The sequence below is a fragment of the Halobacillus sp. GSS1 genome, assembly GCF_017307035.1.
Classification (GTDB): domain Bacteria; phylum Bacillota; class Bacilli; order Bacillales; family Halobacillaceae; genus Halobacillus; species Halobacillus litoralis.
This window is the reverse complement of the sequence record NZ_JAFLHE010000001.1, coordinates 575,049-592,434: the sequence shown is the minus strand read 5'-3', so window position 1 is coordinate 592,434 and position 17,386 is coordinate 575,049. Positions and strand designations below refer to the sequence as shown.

Here is a 17,386-nt window from a genome sequence, read left to right as displayed (position 1 = left end):
GGCAAACAAATACAAGTGTTAACCAATATGCCACGTGAAAAAGAGCGCTTCAGTCACGAAGCGCTCTTTCTCTATGGCTACTAGTCTGGGACAACTTCTTCCGCACATTCTCATTCAAAGCATCCATCTCCTCAATAAACTGCTCACTCGAAGCAATAATACGCTCCGATGACTGCTCCGTCGTTTTCAATGCGTCAAAAACATTATCAAAAGACTCCTGAAGAGCTTCCATACTAATCGCCGGATTCTCCATCATCTCTGTCGTCTCTTGCGCATTCTCCTTCAAATTCCTGGAGTTGGAAAGCAGCATCTCCTCAGTCGCTTTATTGACGCCGTTCACCGTATCGATCACTTTCCGCTGATTGTTCAAAGCGAGCTGGATAGAAGCGGAAACGGTAATGATATTTTTCGTCAGTGTCACCGCATTACGAATTGATTCCTTCAGCTTTTCATTGTTTTTCTTGATGATATCGACAGAAGAAATACTCTGATGCAAGACACTCTTCATCTGCGTCATGTTTCTCGTACGCGTAATGATTTTCTCTTTTCCTTCGGTAATTAGCGCCAGGTCGTATTCGCCTGTCGATTCTTTTTCTTTCAGTAGTTCAAACAGCTTCTTCCCGAGATAGATCTGCTTGTCCAGATCATAAATACGCTTCTGGGCATTTTCTTTGATCAGTTGCAATTCAACACTGTCTTCTTCCAGGCGGTCTTTCCCGGCTAGGAGACTGCGGACCACCATATCAATCTTCGAGTCGACCGTTTCATATTTCTTCATGTAGCGGTCGATGGGCTGCTTTTTGCTTAGTTTGTAGAAGAACTTCTGTACGCCGTTGCCTTCGGTGCGCTTTGGATCAAGGTCCGATACGATCGTTTCGAGTTCTCTCAGCGAATCGGGGATGTCGTTGTTGCCTTTGGTCATGAGGTCGTTGACCGGGCGCTTCAATGTTTCCATTGTCTCGCCGGCGACGCGCTGTTCTTTTTCTCCGAGGTCTCCGAGCTCTCTCATCACATCAGATAGGGAATCGTCCCTGGATGAGTCGAACCTTCCGGCGTAGGCTTCGGCTTCTTCGTTCAGACGGTCGATATCTTCCTTTTCAATAAGCGTCATCGCTTCTCTCAGGTCCTGTTGGTTCATTTCTGCTTCTTTATCTTTATAGGGAGAATGTTTACTCATGTCCATACCTCCTGTATGTCATTCGTTGGTTTTAAGAAAACAAAACGGCCGATTACTTTCGTGAAAGGAAGTTTTCGTCTTCCTTATTATATTTGGAAGCAATGATTCCTTTGCTTCTGGCAAAGTTCTGCGTATGGCTTTCTTCTTCTTTTCGCTCCAGTGTTTCAATGAACTTCTGCAAATCATACATCGTCTCTATCAGTTCATGTTTCCGGTTTTCCTTATTCTCATCGGATAATCGCTGAAACGATGCGATGAAGTCGGGGACGTCTTTGTCCATCATCGTCTCAAGGGCGTATTGTTCTTCGATGTCGAGTTCTTCCATCCGTCGGAACTGTTTCTCTGTCCGTTCCTTCAAAGTCGTCCATTCCTGTTGAAGGTCAGGATGGTTCTCAAGAAACGGGAAGTCCCAATCTTCGAAAATCGGTTCCTCAGGATGTTCGAACGTTGTACTCTCTCCGGATACTTCCATGTGCTCGACATAAGTATTCACGTGTTTGAACAGGACCTCTGAAAAATCCCTCAGCGTGCCTCCGAGTCCTTTTTTTCTCGTGAATTCTTCTTTCAGAAAAGTAGGGAGGAAGGCTTTTTCTTCTTCGATCCATTCAAAGCGGCCCAGCAGCATTTTCGGCGGTTTGCCGTAAAACTCAAGGGTTCCCCTGAATGTATTAGACTTCGGTATCACGGCAGAGAATAAGACACCGTTCCAAAATCCATCCATAATATATCTTTTCTTCATCTCTACCAGTTCTTCTATATCCAGATCGAAATAAACAGGGCGTTTCCCTTTGATCACCTGCTTCATATCTCTCATCGTTTGAAAATCGATGTAGCGCTGATATTCGGAGGTATGTGGCATGAATGTTCTTTCCAAATTCTCAAGCATAAAAGAGTTGAGGTTTTCCATGCTTCGTCAGCCCCTTTTCCGTCTTTCCTTTTTCCACGACTAAATGAATCTATGATACTTCAAGAATACCACAAAATGGGGGTTGAGACTAAGATATGCCTACGTCATCTGCCATTAAAAAGGAGGGAGAGGTGACATCATCTCTGGGAAATCTACCTTCCATTCACTATGAATATACGTACTTACGAGCTAGAATGTTTCACAATTTTACATATTACTCTTTGAAGTTCGACTGGGAGTATTTATGCATATTTTTTCCTTTGTAGGGAATTAGTTCCAAAAGAGAAGGACACTTGCTGTTGAAGCAAGAAGGAATATAAGGAGGAATTTCAAGGTGAAAAGGATTTTAATCGTCATAGCAACGATCCTATCCGTTTTATTCGTTACCAGCGCCTGCACAAATTCGGATCAAAGCTCAGGTGAACAAGAGGGAGATTCAAGTGAGGGAAACGAAGCCACAACCTCTACAGATGAGAATCGTGAGCGAGTACGGGAGTTTCTCGAACACGAATTTAACGGCCCGAGTGAAAAAACGGAAGAAATCTATAGGGAGGGGACGACGGAAGAGCTCCGGAATTATATAGAGGAGACGTACAAACCTTACTTTAATGAAAAAGGATACGAAGACGTAACACAATTACAAAAAGCTTCGATGTATATCAGGGAAGCAAGTAGGAGCGGTTATGAATTGAACGCAACAGACATTAATATTGATAAAGATGAAGAAATCAGTGCTTACGCTTTTGAAGTTGATGTGGAATACAGCAAAGATGGCGAAACAAATGATACAACCGTAAAAGGGAGAATCAATTTGGATGAGGATGGAAAGTTCAGCTTCCTCCGATATTCCGATCGAGGCGGATTGCTTGAGAGTATGTGAGTTTCTTTAAGCATCATGTTTGGATTCCTCTTAAAAGCAGGACCGCGATACTTACCAAAGCTGGACACCTAAACATTTGGTTAAGTTTATTAAAATTTGAACTTTTGTCCAATGAATTATGATAGGTTGGTCATACAAGGATTCCTATTAAAATGGAAGCAGATAGAGTTTGGTATCACAAGTGGTGAACAGGAGGGGTTGAAGTGACGAGGGTTTTGCTTCATATGGAAGGAGCATTCGTATTCCTGGCAAGTCTATATTTCTACCAGCAGAATGATTTCAGCTGGCTCGCATTTGTGTTCCTTTTATTGATCTTCGACATTTCCATGCTCGGATACCTCGTCAATGAGAGAGTCGGGGCGGTTGTCTATAACCTTTCCCATAGTTATGTTCTACCGTTATTGCTTATCGTAGCTGCTATCGCTGCCTCCCTGGATGCCCTCTTGATGATCAGCTTGATCTGGATGGCGCATAACGGGATGGACAGGATGTTCGGGTATGGGTTGAAATATCCGACCGGTTTCAAGGACACGCATCTTCAAAGAATCTAGGAGGGTAAATCAATGGTCGATGCTTTTCTCGTAGGATGTACGGAGAAGTTCTATGAAATTTTCGGTGAGAATATAACAGGTGTGTATCTACATGGTTCGCTTGTCTTAGGTGGATTTGTGCCTGCGAAAAGTGATGTCGATTTGATTGTCGTGACGGAAAAACCGATGTCTCGTATGGATGCCGTTCAGCTGACAGATTTTCTTCTAGAACAGTCGGGCTCTCCTTATCCGATCGAAATCTCTGTATTGAACCGCCGTCAGCTTGACGAATGGCAGCACCCGTGTCCGTTTGATTACCACTACAGCGAGGCCTGGAGGAATCGTTTTCTCACAGGCGGATCAACCTATGGCGAAGAAAGGGAAGATCCAGACTTGGCTGCTCATCTGACCATCATCCATCATAGCGGGTGTGTGTTGTTCGGAAAGCCGGTCGATGAAGTATTCCCTCCTGTTCCGAAGCAGGACTATTTGGATTCGATCTTAAGCGACTATGAGGATTGTCTGGAAAATGTCGAGGTGGAACCGGTTTATAGTGTGTTGAACATCCTCCGGGTCTATTATTATTTGGAGGACGAACGCATCTACTCGAAGGATGAGGCCGGCCAGTGGGCCTTGAGTTCTCCTTTTTCAAAAACCGTGGTGAAAGTATTGAAGCGGAGGCGTGGGGATGATGTTTCGATCTCAGAAGAAGAACTTTCATCTTTCAAAAGATATTATCAAGAGAAAATAGAGGCCTCCCTTCAAGAGAAGACTGTGAGGGTGAGAGGCTCTGTCAACGTTGGTGATTGATCGTTGCATGAGGGGGATCAACGATGAGCAGGGGGAGGACTGGGAGCGCAAACGCTATCCTTAAAATCAATAGCTAACCGGAAAATCACCGCATACGTAAGCTTACGTGAATACTTCCCTACACAGGAAAGGTATCTTCCTGTCATCGATCAAAAACGGACTATCATCCTCCCTCTAATTCATGTATAGTAGGTAAGGCATATCTTAGGCTTATTAAGCAGAAGATCAATTATTATTAGAGGTGAAACAGATGGACTACAATCAAATTACACAGAAAATTGAAGATATTGGCGGAAACTATATCACCATATCTTACTTGCAGGCGACCGAGGAAGATGACTCGCTATATGACGTTTTCGTTAATGTATGGCCCAATAAAAGTATGAAGAGAAACTTTGAAACGATCGTCGTTAAAACGGATATTCCAATGGAAAAGGCTGAAAACATTTCTAAACGCCTGCACACATCATTGGGACGTGTATATGGAGATGTGCATTACACAGGACTTGAAGCTTAATATCTTAGGAAAAAGCATGGATGCGATCCATGCTTTTATTTTTTACTTCAGGCCATCTACCGGCGCCAAATAAAAAAAGAGAGAAAAGCGTCGATGGCTTTTCTCTCTCTAAAATTAAGAAATGGAGAAACTTTTTTCTTCCTGTACGCCGGCGTTTTCCGTGAATTCATCAAGCAGAGCGCGCACTTCATCGGTCGATTCCGTGTTCATCAGCTGGTTCCTGAGCTCACCAGCTCCACGGAAACCGCGCACGTAAATCTTGAAGAAGCGGCGGAGCGGTTTGAAGAGCCGCGGCTCAAGTTCTGCGGAATACTTATCATGCAGGTCGAGCTGCAGACGCAGAAGGTCGAGCAGTTCTTCACTACTATGCTCTTTCTTCTCTGTTTCAAAGCAGAACGGGTTGTGGAAGACCCCACGTCCGATCATGACGCCGTCTACGCCGTACTTCTCCACGAGTTCGAGTCCTTTTTGGCGGTCAGGAATGTCTCCATTGATCGTCAGAAGTGTGTCTGGAGCTATTTCGTCACGCATTTTCCTGATTTCCGGAATCAACTCCCAGTGCGCGTCGACATTACTCATTTCCTTCTTCGTACGAAGGTGGATGGAAAGGTTGACGATATCCTGTTCCAACAGGTGCTTGAGCCATGTGCGCCATTCGTCCACTTCGGTATAACCGAGACGGGTTTTCACACTGACGGGAAGTCCGCCGGCTTTCGATGCCTGGATGATTTCTGCGGCGACATCAGGACGGCGGATCAGTCCGCAGCCTTTCCCTTTCGTCGCGACGTTCGGAGCCGGACAGCCCATGTTGATATCGATTCCTTTGTAGCCCATTTCGGCCATCCCGATACTCATCTGACGGAAGTATTCGGGTTTATCTCCCCAAATGTGGGCGACGATCGGCTGTTCATCTTCAGTGAACGTCAGACGTCCGCGTACGCTGTCTTTTCCTTTTGGATGGCAGTAGCTTTCCGTATTCGTGAACTCTGTGAAAAACACGTCAGGTCTCGCCGCTTCACTCACGACATGACGGAACACGACATCCGTCACGGCTTCCATCGGTGCCAGGACAAAAAACGGTTTCGGCAACTCATGCCAGAAATTCTCTTTCATATATATCTGAACCCTTTCTTTATTAAAAATAATCGTAGTATTTTTTGTGAATGTCTTGTTTCTATTATATCCATTACCATTTAGGCAGGATTTGAACCATTATATACTTTAATGGTATCGCGTGAAAAGTGCAAGGGGAAGAGTTGGATTGTATCTTTACAGGTGTTTATTGAAGCCTATCATCTATTTCTCCTTTAACCGGTAGAAAGGGTTTGTCAGTGGTTTCTCCAGGTAATAGAGTCCTAAAGAGTAGTAAATGGAGGGCTGTTATGAATGATACGCTGATGTCAGTCATCATTATTCTATTGGTTTCAGCGGGTTGGGGAGCCATTATCCTTAGAGACTTTGATATCGCAAAAGGGATAACGAAGGGAAACGGAATTCACCTCGTGGCTGCGGCAGGATTCGCTTTTTTACTTATTTGGATAGCGACAAGCTTATAATCATAGAAAAAGCCAGTACTCCTATAGTAGGAGACTGGCTCTTTTTTATATTTCATCAAGCACATCGTTCAACTGCACACGCTGCTCATCCATCTCTTGTAGTACAAAATTGATATTCCGCTCATGAAGCTGCAAAATCAACTGCCCGTACGTGTCACCAGGAACAGCCCATCGGCCGTTCAGGCGGGTCCACGTCGGGGCGATGCCACGGGTGACGAGGTCGAAGCGCGGATCGATTTTTTCCAAACCGGCTGGGATCGGATCTTTGGATGCATAGGCATAAAGGTGCTGGATGTGGGCGTGGACGCCTTCTTCTGGTGTTTCGAAAGAGGCTCCTTCTACGTCACCACCGGTCGCTCCGATGCCGGCGAAGTTGTTCTGTTCCGGCTTCACATCTCCTGTGAAGCGGAAGTAGTTTGTTTCATTAAGCGCCTGGGCGTAAGCGACGTCGCCACGGATGCCGTAGATTTCTCCGTATTGCAAATAGTAGCGGCCGAGGTCCGGAGCGGTTGGGTTGACGGTCTTCGCGTAATCATCGAGCTGGCAGGCGGTCAAATACATGTCGCCGAAGATCTTGTAACCGCCATCGTCCACGGGAGGTTCCGGTTCCGTTGGCGGGGTCGATCCGTCCGTGACAATGAAGGCATCCGTGATGCCAATCGATTGGAGACGTGCGACCTGCGCTTCGGCATTTTCCCTCATAGAATAGGCCCCGGCCTGGACCCGGTAATAGGTGACACCGTTGATTTCCACTTGGACAATTAGGCTTTCAATGCCATTTTGGGCGAGAAACGCGACTCGTTCTTCCGCATTTTCACGGTTGCGGAAAGAACCTGCGATGACGCGGAACAATCCATCGCCTGGCTCAGGTTGTGGCGGAACAGGGGTGTCTCCATCGCGCACGATGAAAGCTTCTGTAATGCCGATGGCTTTAAGACGTGCGACCTGTGCTTCGGCGTTTTCCCTTTCAGCATATGCCCCGGTCTGAACTCGGAAATAGGTCACCCCGTTGATTTCGGTCGGCACGATGAAGCTGTCGATGCCATTTTGAGCGAGGAAGGCGACGCGTTGATCGGCATTCACTCGATTTTGAAACGACCCGGCGATGACACGGAACAAGCCGTCTTCAGGCTCACCAGGTTCCGGTGGTGGAGGTGGGGCAGGGGCATCTTCTCCGCGGATGATGAAGGCATCCGTAATTCCGATGCGCTTGAGACGCTCCACCTGTTCTTTCGCATTTTCTTCATTAGAAAAAGCGCCTGTTTGCACCCGGTAATACGTCGTTCCTGAAATCGTCGTCGGTACGACAAAGCCAGGGAACCCTTCGGCGGCAAGTGCTTCGACCCGTTGTTCAGCATTCTCACGGTTTCGGAACGATCCGGCGATGACCCGATACAAGGTGCCATCCCCCGGTGGTGAAGGTGGTGACGGGGTTCTTGGCAGATCGAGTGCATCGGCAACCCCTTCAGCGATCCCACGGCTGACATCATTGATGAAGGTGGAATTCCTCAAAAGGGCAAGGTCTGCGGGGTTGTCGACGAACAGGACTTCGATGAGCAGGGAGCTCATGTTCGTTTCCCTCGTCACGAATAAATTAGCCCGTTTTTTCCCACGGTCGCGTACATTGTACTTTTGGATCGCGCGGTAGGTGGTGTCATGGATGATATTTTGATAGGTTCGTGTATTCGGAGCCAAAGGACCGTTGTAGATATAGCTTTCAAAGCCGCTTCCTCCTGCCGCATTGTTGTGGATCGATAAGAAGAAGTCAGCGTTCACACGATTGGCGAGGTTTGTGCGGTCCCTGAGGGATACGTTAACATCTGTCGTTCGGGTCATTAGAACCCTTACTTCATAATTCAATGAAAGGATACGTTGGACATTCATGGCAATAGACAAATTGAAGGTCTTCTCCTGGAATCCTTGAAAAACGGCACCAGGATCCGACCCTCCGTGACCAGCATCGATAACGATGGTTTTCATACTAGTCAATCTCCTTTCTGACTTCCTCCTATTATATGAAAATATCGGACAAAGAGTATAGTCTCATATAATGTAAACATCACAATTCTGTTAATCTTGATAAAAAAATTACACCCGCTCTTACTTTTCCTCCCCTTTCCTTATACCTATCATTTATAATTCCAAGAAAAAATCATGTATAATGGAGGCAGATAAAGAAAAGCAGGAGGGGGACACATGGATCCACTCGATATCTTAGGCAATTTACATAAAATCAGACCAGTCTTCCAGCCGATCGTCAGTGCCATCAACCAGGGCGTCATCGGCCACGAAGTCCTGGCACGCTATGAAGAAGATGGGAAATGGCATAGTTTAGGTCCGTTTTTCCTGGACCCCGACGTCCCGGAAGAATTCAAGGTTGAAGTCGATCAGCATGTACTGAAGCTTGCGGTCGACCAGTTTTTAGAAAAAGGGACTGATGGGATGTTGTTCATCAACCGCAATGCGAAGCAGTTGATGATCAATGATGGGGACGACCTCATACAGTCACTGCTTGAATATGAACAAAAGGGGTTGCAGTTGAACCGGATCGTCATTGAAGTCACCGAGCATGATTTCGATGAAGAGTTCGAGACGTTGAACCATCTGCTTCTCTATTACAAAACGTACGGCATCCAGATTGCGGTCGACCATGTCGGAGCGAAGAGCTCGAACATCGACCGGATCCGGCAGCTGGAGCCGCATATCCTGAAAATAGATTCGAGGATCATCCGCCAGCAGAACGGAGATACGTTCCATGACATCATGTTCTCGTTGTCGATGCTCGCACACAGGATCGGAGCAGCACTCCTTTTTGAAAACATAGAAGATGACTACCAGCTCTATTTCGCATGGAAACATGGCAGCCGTTATTACCAAGGGTTCTATCTCGGGTACCCTGCCTTCCAACCGGTCACCCGGGAATCGCTCGCTTTGAATATCGGGGAGAAGATGGCCGGCTACGTCCAGCGTGAAAAAAGTCTGCTGCAGCAGCGCCATGATTTCATCAAAGCGTGGGAGAAGAAAGTGAAGAATCTTCTGCCGAGATGGGAAGGACCGAAGAAAGCGGACACCTTCATAGATGCGGTCACACAGCAGTTCGATGAAGAGAGCTTCCGGATGTTCGTCTGCCACATGGATGGCCAGCAGGTGTCCTCGAACTTCAGGAAAAAGACTGATGTATGGGAACTCGAACCCCACAAGCGTGGAGCGAACTGGGCGTTCCGTCCGTATTTCCTCGAAAACGTCATGCAGATGAAAGCCCTCAATACCGGGCTGCTTTCCGGTCTTTATTCCGATATCGAAACGAAGGAAATGGTCCGGACGTTCAGCTTTCCGCTGACGGATCAGCATTTCCTTTTCATTGATTTGAGGTATGCGTATCTCTATGAACACGAATGTCTGCTTGCGTAGAGAGAAATGTCACACGTGATGCTGAGAGAGGGGGGAACAAGTTGAACCTTACGATACATGAAATGACGGAAGACTTCGCGTCCGAATCTCTTAGGTGGAGGTATGAACCGCCTTACGATTTTTACAACGTAGAACTGTCCGAAGAAGCGCTTGCCGAGCGGCTGGACGGAACTTACCGTTCGGTTTTGGATGACATGGGAACGCTTATCGGCTTCTTCTGTACGGGAGAGAGTGCGAAAGTCCCGGCCGGGGAAAAGGACGGCGTCTATGAAGAACCCGCTGTCGATATGGGTCTCGGCCTGCAACCGGAACTTACAGGAAAGGGGCACGGGAAGCTTTTTGGAAAAGCAGTCCTTGCCTCTATACAGCAGGATCACGAAGGGATGCCCGTCCGTCTGTCAGTGGCGACCTTCAACGAGCGAGCCATCCGTCTTTATGAAAACATGGGCTTTGTCGAACAGGCTTCATTCCAGACAGATGCGTGTCCATTCATTACGATGATCAAAAAATAAGCGGAAGTCCGGGACGGTGGTTCCGGACTTTTTTTATCCTGTTGCACGCTAATTGTCTAAAACATTAAAATTGCCAGACATCTTTCCAGTGGGTATAATAATGAATATACAGGGATAGGTATTATGGATTATTACAGGGGAGAGGGTTGTTACAATGGTAGATAGTTTAGAGAAAAAGAATGTGAAGAAAGATCTAATGTTTGAAGCGGCAGAAAAGAATCTGGCCATCATCCAATTCGGGACCGACCGGAGAGTTTCCTACGTGAATGAAATCTTTTCATCGACGATGCAGTTCCGCTCAACCGAAGACATGATGGGCTTGCATCATAAGAACTTTTGTTTTGATGACTTTGCTAAGAGTAGAGAATACGATACGTTCTGGAACGATCTGCTGAGCGGGCGCAGTTTTCAGGATAAAATTGAACGTAAAGATGCGAAAGGCCGTCGTGTCTGGTTGGAAGCGACTTACATGCCTGTGTACGATGACGCAGAAATCGTCGGTGTCATGAAGATTGCGACAGATATTACGAAACGCCAAAGTGAAATCACCGAAGTGGTGGAAAGTTTGAAAGAGATGTCTGTCACCTTGAATACAAGGGCCGAAGAAGGGGTTCGCCAACACGAAGAACTGAACGATAAAATCAATGAAATCGCGGTGAAATCGAAAGGGAATACGGATATCCTTATAGACCTGCGCGCCCAGGCGGAAGACATCCAGGGCGTCGTGAAGACGATCAGGGACATCGCCGCCCAGACGAACCTGTTGTCCTTGAATGCAGCGATTGAAGCGGCTCGTGCCGGGGAGCATGGACGCGGATTTGATGTCGTCGCGAAAGAAGTGCGGAAACTTTCGACGAAAGTGGAAGAGTCGATCGGAGAGGTGCGCGAAAATATCGATAACATAACGAAAGAGATTTCTAATATCACATCAGGCACCGAGCAGATCAGAAAAGATGTGGAAGGCAGCCAGACACAGATCAACGGAGCCTCTGCAGGATATAAGGAAATCGTAGGGGCTGCCGAAGCACTGAAGAAAGAAGCAGAAGCCTTATCCGGAATCATTTGAACATTGAAACGTTTCAGATGTAGGAGGAGGGGTATCTTCATCTTAGAGTAAATAGACCTAGGTCTAAATGACTTCAAAGACGCTGTTTATTCGAACCCCTTTGGAAAGGTCGTCTTCGTATGAAAATGAATTATTTGAGATGGATGCTCATCATCTATATCGTGCTCGGGACTTTCATGGGCATCAGTTTTTCACTGGTCCTCAATCAGTTCATCCCGATCCCGGATCAGCTGTTCCTGTTCTTCATGATCGCTTCGGTCTTTGCTGGGGCACTGTTAGGGGCGGTCAACTATTTGATCTATTATTACTTTACAAAAAAATTCATCCGTCATGTGAATCTGGTCCTGAATGCGGTCCGAAACGGGGATTTGTCTGCAAGGACGGAGTTTCGGTCCGGAGGCATCATCGGAGAATTGAATAAAAACATCAATAAAACGCTGGTCAACCTGGAGCTTTCTCAAAAGAACATCCTCCAAGATGACCTGACAGGGATTCCGAACAGACAGGCGTTGCAGCAGCGTTTCCTCGAAGGGGAGGAGAGCGGAGTACATGTTCTCTTGTTTATTGACGTGAATGAATTCAAAAGGATTAATGATACATACGGCCACGTGATGGGAGATGAGATGCTCCAATCCATCGCTGCCCTCCTTCATGAAGCCGTGAAAGGGAGCGGCCACGTGTACAGGCTGAGTGGCGATGAATTCGTCATCCTTCAAAAAATACAGGACGGCGAAAGTGCGGATGAACTATGTGCCCGCATCCATCATGCTTTTCTTGAACCGTTCCATCAAGGGGGACACCGGATTCCTGTCAGCATCAGCATCGGCGTTTGTGAATTTGTGTTCGGACAAAAAGATTTCGTCAGCATTTTAGATGAGGCGGATCAGGAGATGTATCAAGCGAAAAATAGCCGGAAGGTCCGGCTGCAATCGTAAGCAGATAAAGGAAAGGCGCTTGGATCTAATCCAAGCGCCTTTCCAGGTTGATGCACGTAAAACATTCTTATTTCACGATGAACGTCAAATCTCCGACTCCCATTTCAGCGTTGATGTGGATGCGTTTACCACCAGGATCATACGCTTGGTTCACCCATGCATCTCCTGATTGCTTGAGACCATCCGTCTTGATCTCGCCAATCCCTTTTTCAGCTGTAATTTTGACCCCTGTGTCTTTCGGCAGATAAACGGTGCTTTCCCCAACGCCTGTTTCGATTGTTGCATCAAAGCTTTCCTCATAATCGCCGGAAAGGTCGACGGTCAATTCCCCTACACCTGCCTCAATGGATAGGTTCTGCAACCGGGCTTCTTTTAGATCCAGTTTCGATTCGGCAGCCCCCGTCAGGATGGCTAGATCGACGGGAATCTGATTGGTCAACAGAACGTCCCACTCACTCTTTTGATTGTTGAGGAATTTCTTTTTACCTTTCGTTTGGGAGAGTGTGATCGTGCCATCCTGATAGGAAAGTTCAGGAGTCAGAAAGTTTTCAGGGTAAAGGAACGACCCTTCCAGCCAGTCTTCCGATCCTGTTGCTAAGGTAAGCTCTCCGACCCCCATCTCGATCTCTATCTTCAGTTGATCGGCATCATCACGTTCAATCCGTTGAGTCTCCTCCACCTGTTCACCCGCATGAACGAATGAACACCCGGCTAGTGTCATCAAGCTACTTGCACCTAACAGAGTTTTGACTAATTTCTTCATCATCATCGCTCCTTTTTTACATCTGAAAATAGTATAGCGTGCTTCCACCAAATGACTCACTGGCTGCGGGTGTATCTTTTGTAGGTCTCGAGATGTATTTTCTTTCCATGGAAAAGGGGCGTTCTACTCGATGGAATAGGGAATAGATTGGAAAAGAAGGAGGAGATGTCATGAAAGTGGTTGCCTTGAAAGATGTGATTGGGACAAGTCAGGATGTCGATGGAGGGACGTGGAACAGCCGGCGTCTCATCGTCAAGAAAGACGGGATGGGCTATTCCGTCCATGACACGATCATCCGCGCAGGTACGGAAACACACATATGGTACAAGCACCACCTGGAATCGGTCTATTGCATCGAAGGAGAGGGTGAAGTCGTCACGCTGAAAGATCAAAAGACCTGGCCGATCGAGCAGGGGGTCCTCTATGCCCTCGATGAACATGATGAGCACGTGTTACGGGCAAAAACGGATATGAGAATGATCTGCGTCTTCAACCCACCCATCAGCGGAGATGAAGTCCATGATGAAGAAGGTGTGTATCCGGTCGATGAATCTTAACCTTTCCTAGGTCGGGAAGGGTTATTTTTTTCCATAAAAACGGAAATTTTTGTTACAATAAGACCCGTGGCATGTGGAAGGAGGATAATTGTGTTAAAAGTATGGGACGGGATTGGAGGTATTTTCCTGATCGCTGGACTCTTCGCTCTCATCCTCCCGCTGTTTACAGATTTCCCTTTCCGATGGGAGTTGTTATGGATTTGCTCTGTGCCATCCACAGTAGTTATGCGGGTGAAAGACATTCAGGATGGGAAGAGAGTGGAACCGATCCTTGTCATTACTTTTTGTGTACTTATTTTTGGGTTTGCGCTGTACAGTTTGTTCTACAGTCCTTTATAAAAAAATGATAGAACTCTTTGACCGCATACATATTTTTATAGGACCGTAGTCGTTTGGAGAGGGGGGGATGATGTTGAAGAAGACTTGGAGATGGATCGGACATATTCTCTTCGGGGCTGCCGTTCTCATATTTCTATGGATGCTGCTCACCGACCAACCAACCATTCCGAACAGAATGGGGGTGGATTTTCCTGGCGCCATCAGTTGTCATTACAAGGGTGACGGACATGCGTGAAACAGGAAAGACAATAGAGTCGCTCATCACCATCGGCCTTTGTGTTCTCATTTTTAGTCTTTCTTTATACGGTTTATTATTTTTCTGATTACATATCGCGAGGGATTTTATATGGAAGAAGCTTTAAAACAAGAAAGTGTCGACCAGAAAAAGGTTAGAAACAAAGCCCGGAGCTCAATGTGGTACCTTTTCTTATTGATGGTTTTGTGTATTGGCTTCGGGCAGATTTTTTTCAATATGATTCAGGGTCTCTTTTATTTGGGGGCTGTCATCTTTTATGGATCTTTCCTTTACGAAACGTACATGAGCAGGAAAACGAACGAAGAGTTGTGGCAGATCTGGGATGAACGGTGGAGGGACCGGCGGTTTCTTTTCCAATTCCGTTCTTCCCTGTCCAAAAGTATAGAAGTGCTGTTCCCTGCCATTCTCGGAGCAAACGCGTCGTGGATGATGTTTGGCCTCTTCCTGGTTATCGGGCTCGCGACCGGCTTTAGACAAGGCATACAGAAATGGAAAGCCAAAGAGCATTACTACCAGGAATACTTGGAAGATAGGGGCATGGCCGCATGAAAGCATTCAGGATATTTATCGCCATCTGTGGAGTCTTGACCATCATCTTGGTTACGGTCAGTTTTTTTCATGAACGTATCAATCTTTCACCACTAATTAATGCTCTAATCATCGGGGTGCTCTTTATATTTCTTGGTGTAGAAAATTGGATCGATGATCAAAAGAAATACGCCGCTTTTTACATACTCCTGGCCTTCATTCCAATCCTATCACTTCTAATATAAAAAATAGCCAGGGGCTGGCTCTATTTGTGGTGGTAAGTTAGATCGATCATTAAAGTCGTACATAATAACAGAATCGCTTGTTCCTCCGTCCACTCGCTGCCTCTCACATGGTAGATGTCGCCCGAGAGCCAGGCTTCTTTTGTGGTCGGGGCCGGGATGGAGCGTTTTTGAATGGTAGCGATTTGCGTATCTCCTGATTTCACTTCAAAATCAGATGCCATATTCTTTCCATTCACTTCAAAAAGCGTTTCCCCGGCAGATTCAGCGATGATTTTCTGCGAAATGCTTCCTTTGAAACGGAGGTCGAACGTAGCATCGGCTGTTTGGATAGAGACATCGCTCGTGAGCCCTTTTTTACGGTGGATATGAGCGATGACCTCCTGTTTCGCTGATAAAAGTTTGATATGTAAGCTGGTCATTTGTTTTAGATTGAACAATTGCAGAGCATGGTTCAGCCAGTTTCCGGAGCTTGAAGAGTCCTCTTCAAACGTGGCCGCTCTCTGATTCTCGTTATCTGATATGCTGTATTGTTTGCTTTGATGAGTCATGATAGTTTCGGTCTGTAGTGTGTAGTAGGTAGAAGGATGTAACATAATCATCTCGCTTTCTATAATAGGTATTACTAAACAGTACGGATAAGTGAGTGTAGTGGTTTCATCCATTTAAAAAAAGTGAGTCGCGCGTGAAGGGGCCTGAGTCGCGCGCAGGGAGCCTGAGTCGCGCCAAAGGGATCCCGAGTCGCGCCAAAGGGGGCACGCGTCGCGCCAAAGGGAGCCGAGTCGCGCCAAAGGGAGCCGAATCGCGCCAAAGGAGGCCCAAATCGACCCAAAGGGAGTCTGATTCGCGCCAAAGGTGCCCCAATCGCGCCAAAGAGGCGCGGAAAAAATTACGAACCGCACGAAAAGAATTAAAGTTAGGAAGATACATATGAAAGGAAAAACATTGATCATCTCTCTGCTGATCATCGCCATCAGTTGGGGAGGCAACTTATGGTTCTACCACTCCAAGCAGTTGGAGGAACCGATATTTCTAGAACATTTTTATGATGGAGCAGGTATGTTCGAGCTTTATTACTTAACGAATCGAGATGACCCGTCACATATCGTCCGTGTAGAGTTTAGTGACGGAACGGCGGTACATGCGGAAGCGGATCAGTATGCCTTTCCAAATGAAAACCCTGCCTATGGGCCGGATGTCCGCGGCAAATCCACGCATTATCTGCTGAAAGCGACTAGGTTTGATGAGCAGAGAATGAGAGAATTGGGAGTCGATCATGAGGGGAAAGCTACGATTCATTTTAATGGTGGCGATACAATTGTAGCGGATATTGGCAAGGTGACATCCAGTGAAATACAGGATAGAAATAGCATCTTCCGTTCTCAAGGACGCTCAAGCAGCAGTAACGGACGCTCTTTTCAATCCTATACAGTGATGGAAGATTTGAAAATAGAATCGATATCGTTCCCTTTCCCTGAAGTGGCTGAAGATGTAAGGATGAAATTGTACGCGCCATCGATTGATTCTACCGGTACACCTGACGGGGGAGGGCCTCGCACGTACTCAGAAGAACTGGATCAGGATTGGAGCGAAGTGGCAGGAGCTCTTTTGGAGAACATTGATTTTCCTATAGAGATGAAGCGCGGAGATAGCATCAGGCTGACGATGCAAGAAGAGCCGGACACGATTCGCTCTTATTCCTATGAGATGACATTAAAGGTAACGTTAGAAAACGGCAAGTCGTTCACGCAGCCTTTTCTCGTCTCCAATGATCCGCAGTTTACATCAGAACAGATGGAACTCCTGATCGAAAGGAGGGGAAGTCAGTGAATCCTTTTTATCGGATCTTCGGAGGTTTATTACTTGTTTTAATCGACATCCATCTCGGCCAAATTGAAATCTTGGCTGACTTTATCGGTTATCTCATGGTATTAAGTGCCTTGAATGGAATGGATGGTAACTTAAAAGGAATGAAAGGTGCGAGAACCACAGCCCTGATCATCAGCATGCTTGCCATCCCGCTTGCTTTCATTGGTCAGCCTCCAGGGACAACGATGGGTGTCAGCATCAGTACCGATCTTGTTACGATTTACCATCAGTTCACGACTATCGTTCATCTGATCCTGGCCTACTTCCTTTTTTATGTTTTCATGGATTGGTCGAGAAAAGAAGGCAAGGAAGAGCTGAGAAAGAGAACCCACAAACTATTCCGGTTTTATCTAGGGGCTCATATCCTCTATTTTGCACTTATTCCATTTTCGATCAATATTCCTGAGAACGTGACGATACCTTTATTTATTATAGGTTTAGGTGCGTTGCTCATCATGGAGATGGCTTTTCTGGTTTTGATAAGAACGTACCATAAAGAACATCAGAATATCATCCCTATGTAAAAAAAGG

General features: G+C 46.5%; 22 protein-coding genes. 16 read left to right on the top strand and 6 right to left on the bottom strand.

Features of this window, described 5'->3' with window-relative positions; translation table 11 throughout:
• Positions 1 to 49: 49 nt before the first annotated feature.
• Positions 50 to 1,177, bottom strand: coding sequence for a toxic anion resistance protein (locus J0K78_RS03080; RefSeq protein ID WP_242517680.1), 1,128 nt, complete (start codon positions 1,175 to 1,177; stop codon positions 50 to 52).
• Positions 1,178 to 1,229: 52 nt separating this feature from the next.
• Positions 1,230 to 2,084 carry a DUF445 domain-containing protein gene (locus tag J0K78_RS03075; RefSeq protein ID WP_206945331.1) on the bottom strand — a complete coding sequence of 285 codons (855 nt, stop codon included), beginning with the start codon at positions 2,082 to 2,084 and terminating at the stop codon, positions 1,230 to 1,232.
• A gap of 334 nt (positions 2,085 to 2,418) precedes the next feature.
• On the opposite strand from J0K78_RS03075, the gene J0K78_RS03070 reads away from it, so the two are divergent.
• From J0K78_RS03070 to J0K78_RS03055, 4 genes are all read left to right on the top strand, one after another.
• Positions 2,419 to 2,964, top strand: coding sequence for a hypothetical protein (locus J0K78_RS03070; RefSeq protein ID WP_206945330.1), 546 nt, complete (start codon positions 2,419 to 2,421; stop codon positions 2,962 to 2,964).
• A gap of 203 nt (positions 2,965 to 3,167) precedes the next feature.
• The gene (locus J0K78_RS03065; protein ID WP_160914687.1) at positions 3,168 to 3,515 is read left to right on the top strand and encodes a DUF4260 domain-containing protein; all 348 of its coding nucleotides are present in this window, start codon (positions 3,168 to 3,170) and stop codon (positions 3,513 to 3,515) included.
• Positions 3,516 to 3,527: 12 nt separating this feature from the next.
• The gene (locus tag J0K78_RS03060; RefSeq protein WP_206945329.1) at positions 3,528 to 4,304 is read left to right on the top strand and encodes an aminoglycoside adenylyltransferase domain-containing protein; all 777 of its coding nucleotides are present in this window, start codon (positions 3,528 to 3,530) and stop codon (positions 4,302 to 4,304) included.
• Positions 4,305 to 4,554: 250 nt separating this feature from the next.
• Positions 4,555 to 4,821: a hypothetical protein gene (locus J0K78_RS03055; protein WP_160914691.1), complete on the top strand. Its 267-nt coding sequence runs from the start codon at positions 4,555 to 4,557 to the stop codon at positions 4,819 to 4,821.
• A gap of 114 nt (positions 4,822 to 4,935) precedes the next feature.
• Here J0K78_RS03055 and J0K78_RS03050 read toward each other — a convergent pair whose 3' ends face one another.
• The gene (locus J0K78_RS03050; protein ID WP_206945328.1) at positions 4,936 to 5,934 is read right to left on the bottom strand and encodes a tRNA dihydrouridine synthase; all 999 of its coding nucleotides are present in this window, start codon (positions 5,932 to 5,934) and stop codon (positions 4,936 to 4,938) included.
• Between the two features lie 269 nt (positions 5,935 to 6,203).
• Between J0K78_RS03050 and J0K78_RS03045 the strand changes: the two genes are divergently transcribed.
• Positions 6,204 to 6,377 carry a hypothetical protein gene (locus tag J0K78_RS03045; protein ID WP_206945327.1) on the top strand — a complete coding sequence of 58 codons (174 nt, stop codon included), beginning with the start codon at positions 6,204 to 6,206 and terminating at the stop codon, positions 6,375 to 6,377.
• 45 nt (positions 6,378 to 6,422) lie between these two features.
• Here the strand turns inward: J0K78_RS03045 and J0K78_RS03040 are convergent, their stop codons facing one another.
• Complete coding sequence (locus J0K78_RS03040) at positions 6,423 to 8,357, bottom strand: SPOR domain-containing protein (RefSeq protein ID WP_206945326.1); 1,935 nt, start codon at positions 8,355 to 8,357, stop codon at positions 6,423 to 6,425.
• Between the two features lie 216 nt (positions 8,358 to 8,573).
• Between J0K78_RS03040 and J0K78_RS03035 the strand changes: the two genes are divergently transcribed.
• The 4 genes from J0K78_RS03035 to J0K78_RS03020 all read left to right on the top strand — a co-directional run bounded on the left by J0K78_RS03035 (position 8,574) and on the right by J0K78_RS03020 (position 12,301).
• Complete coding sequence (locus J0K78_RS03035) at positions 8,574 to 9,788, top strand: EAL domain-containing protein (RefSeq protein WP_206945325.1); 1,215 nt, start codon at positions 8,574 to 8,576, stop codon at positions 9,786 to 9,788.
• A gap of 41 nt (positions 9,789 to 9,829) precedes the next feature.
• The gene (locus J0K78_RS03030) at positions 9,830 to 10,300 is read left to right on the top strand and encodes a GNAT family N-acetyltransferase (RefSeq protein ID WP_305037797.1); all 471 of its coding nucleotides are present in this window, start codon (positions 9,830 to 9,832) and stop codon (positions 10,298 to 10,300) included.
• A gap of 154 nt (positions 10,301 to 10,454) precedes the next feature.
• Positions 10,455 to 11,366, top strand: coding sequence for a methyl-accepting chemotaxis protein (locus tag J0K78_RS03025; RefSeq protein ID WP_206945324.1), 912 nt, complete (start codon positions 10,455 to 10,457; stop codon positions 11,364 to 11,366).
• Between the two features lie 119 nt (positions 11,367 to 11,485).
• Complete coding sequence (locus J0K78_RS03020) at positions 11,486 to 12,301, top strand: GGDEF domain-containing protein (protein ID WP_206945323.1); 816 nt, start codon at positions 11,486 to 11,488, stop codon at positions 12,299 to 12,301.
• Positions 12,302 to 12,368: 67 nt separating this feature from the next.
• Here J0K78_RS03020 and J0K78_RS03015 read toward each other — a convergent pair whose 3' ends face one another.
• Entirely contained in the window at positions 12,369 to 13,064 is a 696-nt protein-coding gene (locus J0K78_RS03015) for a toast rack family protein (RefSeq protein ID WP_206945322.1), read from the bottom strand.
• A 170-nt stretch (positions 13,065 to 13,234) separates the two neighbouring features.
• Here J0K78_RS03015 and J0K78_RS03010 point away from each other — a divergent pair, with 170 nt between their 5' ends.
• The 5 genes from J0K78_RS03010 to J0K78_RS02990 all read left to right on the top strand — a co-directional run bounded on the left by J0K78_RS03010 (position 13,235) and on the right by J0K78_RS02990 (position 14,989).
• Positions 13,235 to 13,621 (top strand): ectoine synthase, encoded by a 387-nt coding sequence (locus tag J0K78_RS03010; RefSeq protein ID WP_206945321.1) that lies wholly within the window; start codon positions 13,235 to 13,237, stop codon positions 13,619 to 13,621.
• A gap of 90 nt (positions 13,622 to 13,711) precedes the next feature.
• A complete protein-coding gene (locus J0K78_RS03005; protein ID WP_206945320.1) occupies positions 13,712 to 13,960 on the top strand; it encodes a hypothetical protein in 249 nt (82 codons plus the stop codon).
• Between the two features lie 73 nt (positions 13,961 to 14,033).
• A complete protein-coding gene (locus J0K78_RS03000; protein ID WP_206945319.1) occupies positions 14,034 to 14,195 on the top strand; it encodes a hypothetical protein in 162 nt (53 codons plus the stop codon).
• A 111-nt stretch (positions 14,196 to 14,306) separates the two neighbouring features.
• Positions 14,307 to 14,765: a hypothetical protein gene (locus J0K78_RS02995; protein ID WP_206945318.1), complete on the top strand. Its 459-nt coding sequence runs from the start codon at positions 14,307 to 14,309 to the stop codon at positions 14,763 to 14,765.
• Positions 14,762 to 14,989, top strand: a complete 228-nt coding sequence (locus J0K78_RS02990) for a hypothetical protein (protein WP_206945317.1) — start codon at positions 14,762 to 14,764, stop codon at positions 14,987 to 14,989. Before J0K78_RS02995 ends, J0K78_RS02990 begins: the two co-directional genes overlap by 4 nt.
• A gap of 20 nt (positions 14,990 to 15,009) precedes the next feature.
• Here J0K78_RS02990 and J0K78_RS02985 read toward each other — a convergent pair whose 3' ends face one another.
• Positions 15,010 to 15,582 (bottom strand): LURP-one-related/scramblase family protein, encoded by a 573-nt coding sequence (locus J0K78_RS02985; RefSeq protein WP_206945316.1) that lies wholly within the window; start codon positions 15,580 to 15,582, stop codon positions 15,010 to 15,012.
• A 334-nt stretch (positions 15,583 to 15,916) separates the two neighbouring features.
• Between J0K78_RS02985 and J0K78_RS02980 the strand changes: the two genes are divergently transcribed.
• Together J0K78_RS02980 and J0K78_RS02975 are read left to right on the top strand one after the other, a co-directional pair.
• Positions 15,917 to 16,816, top strand: coding sequence for a hypothetical protein (locus tag J0K78_RS02980; protein WP_206945315.1), 900 nt, complete (start codon positions 15,917 to 15,919; stop codon positions 16,814 to 16,816).
• Positions 16,813 to 17,379 (top strand): hypothetical protein, encoded by a 567-nt coding sequence (locus tag J0K78_RS02975; RefSeq protein WP_206945314.1) that lies wholly within the window; start codon positions 16,813 to 16,815, stop codon positions 17,377 to 17,379. Before J0K78_RS02980 ends, J0K78_RS02975 begins: the two co-directional genes overlap by 4 nt.
• Positions 17,380 to 17,386 lie beyond the last annotated feature (7 nt).

What these genes read in the sequence shown, in the direction of transcription:
- J0K78_RS03080 (WP_242517680.1), bottom strand. Translation starts at nt 1,177, where the DNA reads ATGAGTAAACATTCTCCCTATAAAGATAAAGAAGCAGAAATGAACCAA.
- J0K78_RS03075 (WP_206945331.1), bottom strand. Translation starts at nt 2,084, where the DNA reads ATGGAAAACCTCAACTCTTTTATGCTTGAGAATTTGGAAAGAACATTC.
- J0K78_RS03060 (WP_206945329.1), top strand. Translation starts at nt 3,528, where the DNA reads ATGGTCGATGCTTTTCTCGTAGGATGTACGGAGAAGTTCTATGAAATT.
- J0K78_RS03055 (WP_160914691.1), top strand. Translation starts at nt 4,555, where the DNA reads ATGGACTACAATCAAATTACACAGAAAATTGAAGATATTGGCGGAAAC.
- J0K78_RS03050 (WP_206945328.1), bottom strand. Translation starts at nt 5,934, where the DNA reads ATGAAAGAGAATTTCTGGCATGAGTTGCCGAAACCGTTTTTTGTCCTG.
- J0K78_RS03045 (WP_206945327.1), top strand. Translation starts at nt 6,204, where the DNA reads ATGAATGATACGCTGATGTCAGTCATCATTATTCTATTGGTTTCAGCG.
- J0K78_RS03040 (WP_206945326.1), bottom strand. Translation starts at nt 8,357, where the DNA reads ATGAAAACCATCGTTATCGATGCTGGTCACGGAGGGTCGGATCCTGGT.
- J0K78_RS03035 (WP_206945325.1), top strand. Translation starts at nt 8,574, where the DNA reads ATGGATCCACTCGATATCTTAGGCAATTTACATAAAATCAGACCAGTC.
- J0K78_RS03025 (WP_206945324.1), top strand. Translation starts at nt 10,455, where the DNA reads ATGGTAGATAGTTTAGAGAAAAAGAATGTGAAGAAAGATCTAATGTTT.
- J0K78_RS03020 (WP_206945323.1), top strand. Translation starts at nt 11,486, where the DNA reads ATGAAAATGAATTATTTGAGATGGATGCTCATCATCTATATCGTGCTC.
- J0K78_RS03015 (WP_206945322.1), bottom strand. Translation starts at nt 13,064, where the DNA reads ATGAAGAAATTAGTCAAAACTCTGTTAGGTGCAAGTAGCTTGATGACA.
- J0K78_RS03010 (WP_206945321.1), top strand. Translation starts at nt 13,235, where the DNA reads ATGAAAGTGGTTGCCTTGAAAGATGTGATTGGGACAAGTCAGGATGTC.
- J0K78_RS02995 (WP_206945318.1), top strand. Translation starts at nt 14,307, where the DNA reads ATGGAAGAAGCTTTAAAACAAGAAAGTGTCGACCAGAAAAAGGTTAGA.
- J0K78_RS02990 (WP_206945317.1), top strand. Translation starts at nt 14,762, where the DNA reads ATGAAAGCATTCAGGATATTTATCGCCATCTGTGGAGTCTTGACCATC.
- J0K78_RS02985 (WP_206945316.1), bottom strand. Translation starts at nt 15,582, where the DNA reads ATGTTACATCCTTCTACCTACTACACACTACAGACCGAAACTATCATG.
- J0K78_RS02980 (WP_206945315.1), top strand. Translation starts at nt 15,917, where the DNA reads ATGAAAGGAAAAACATTGATCATCTCTCTGCTGATCATCGCCATCAGT.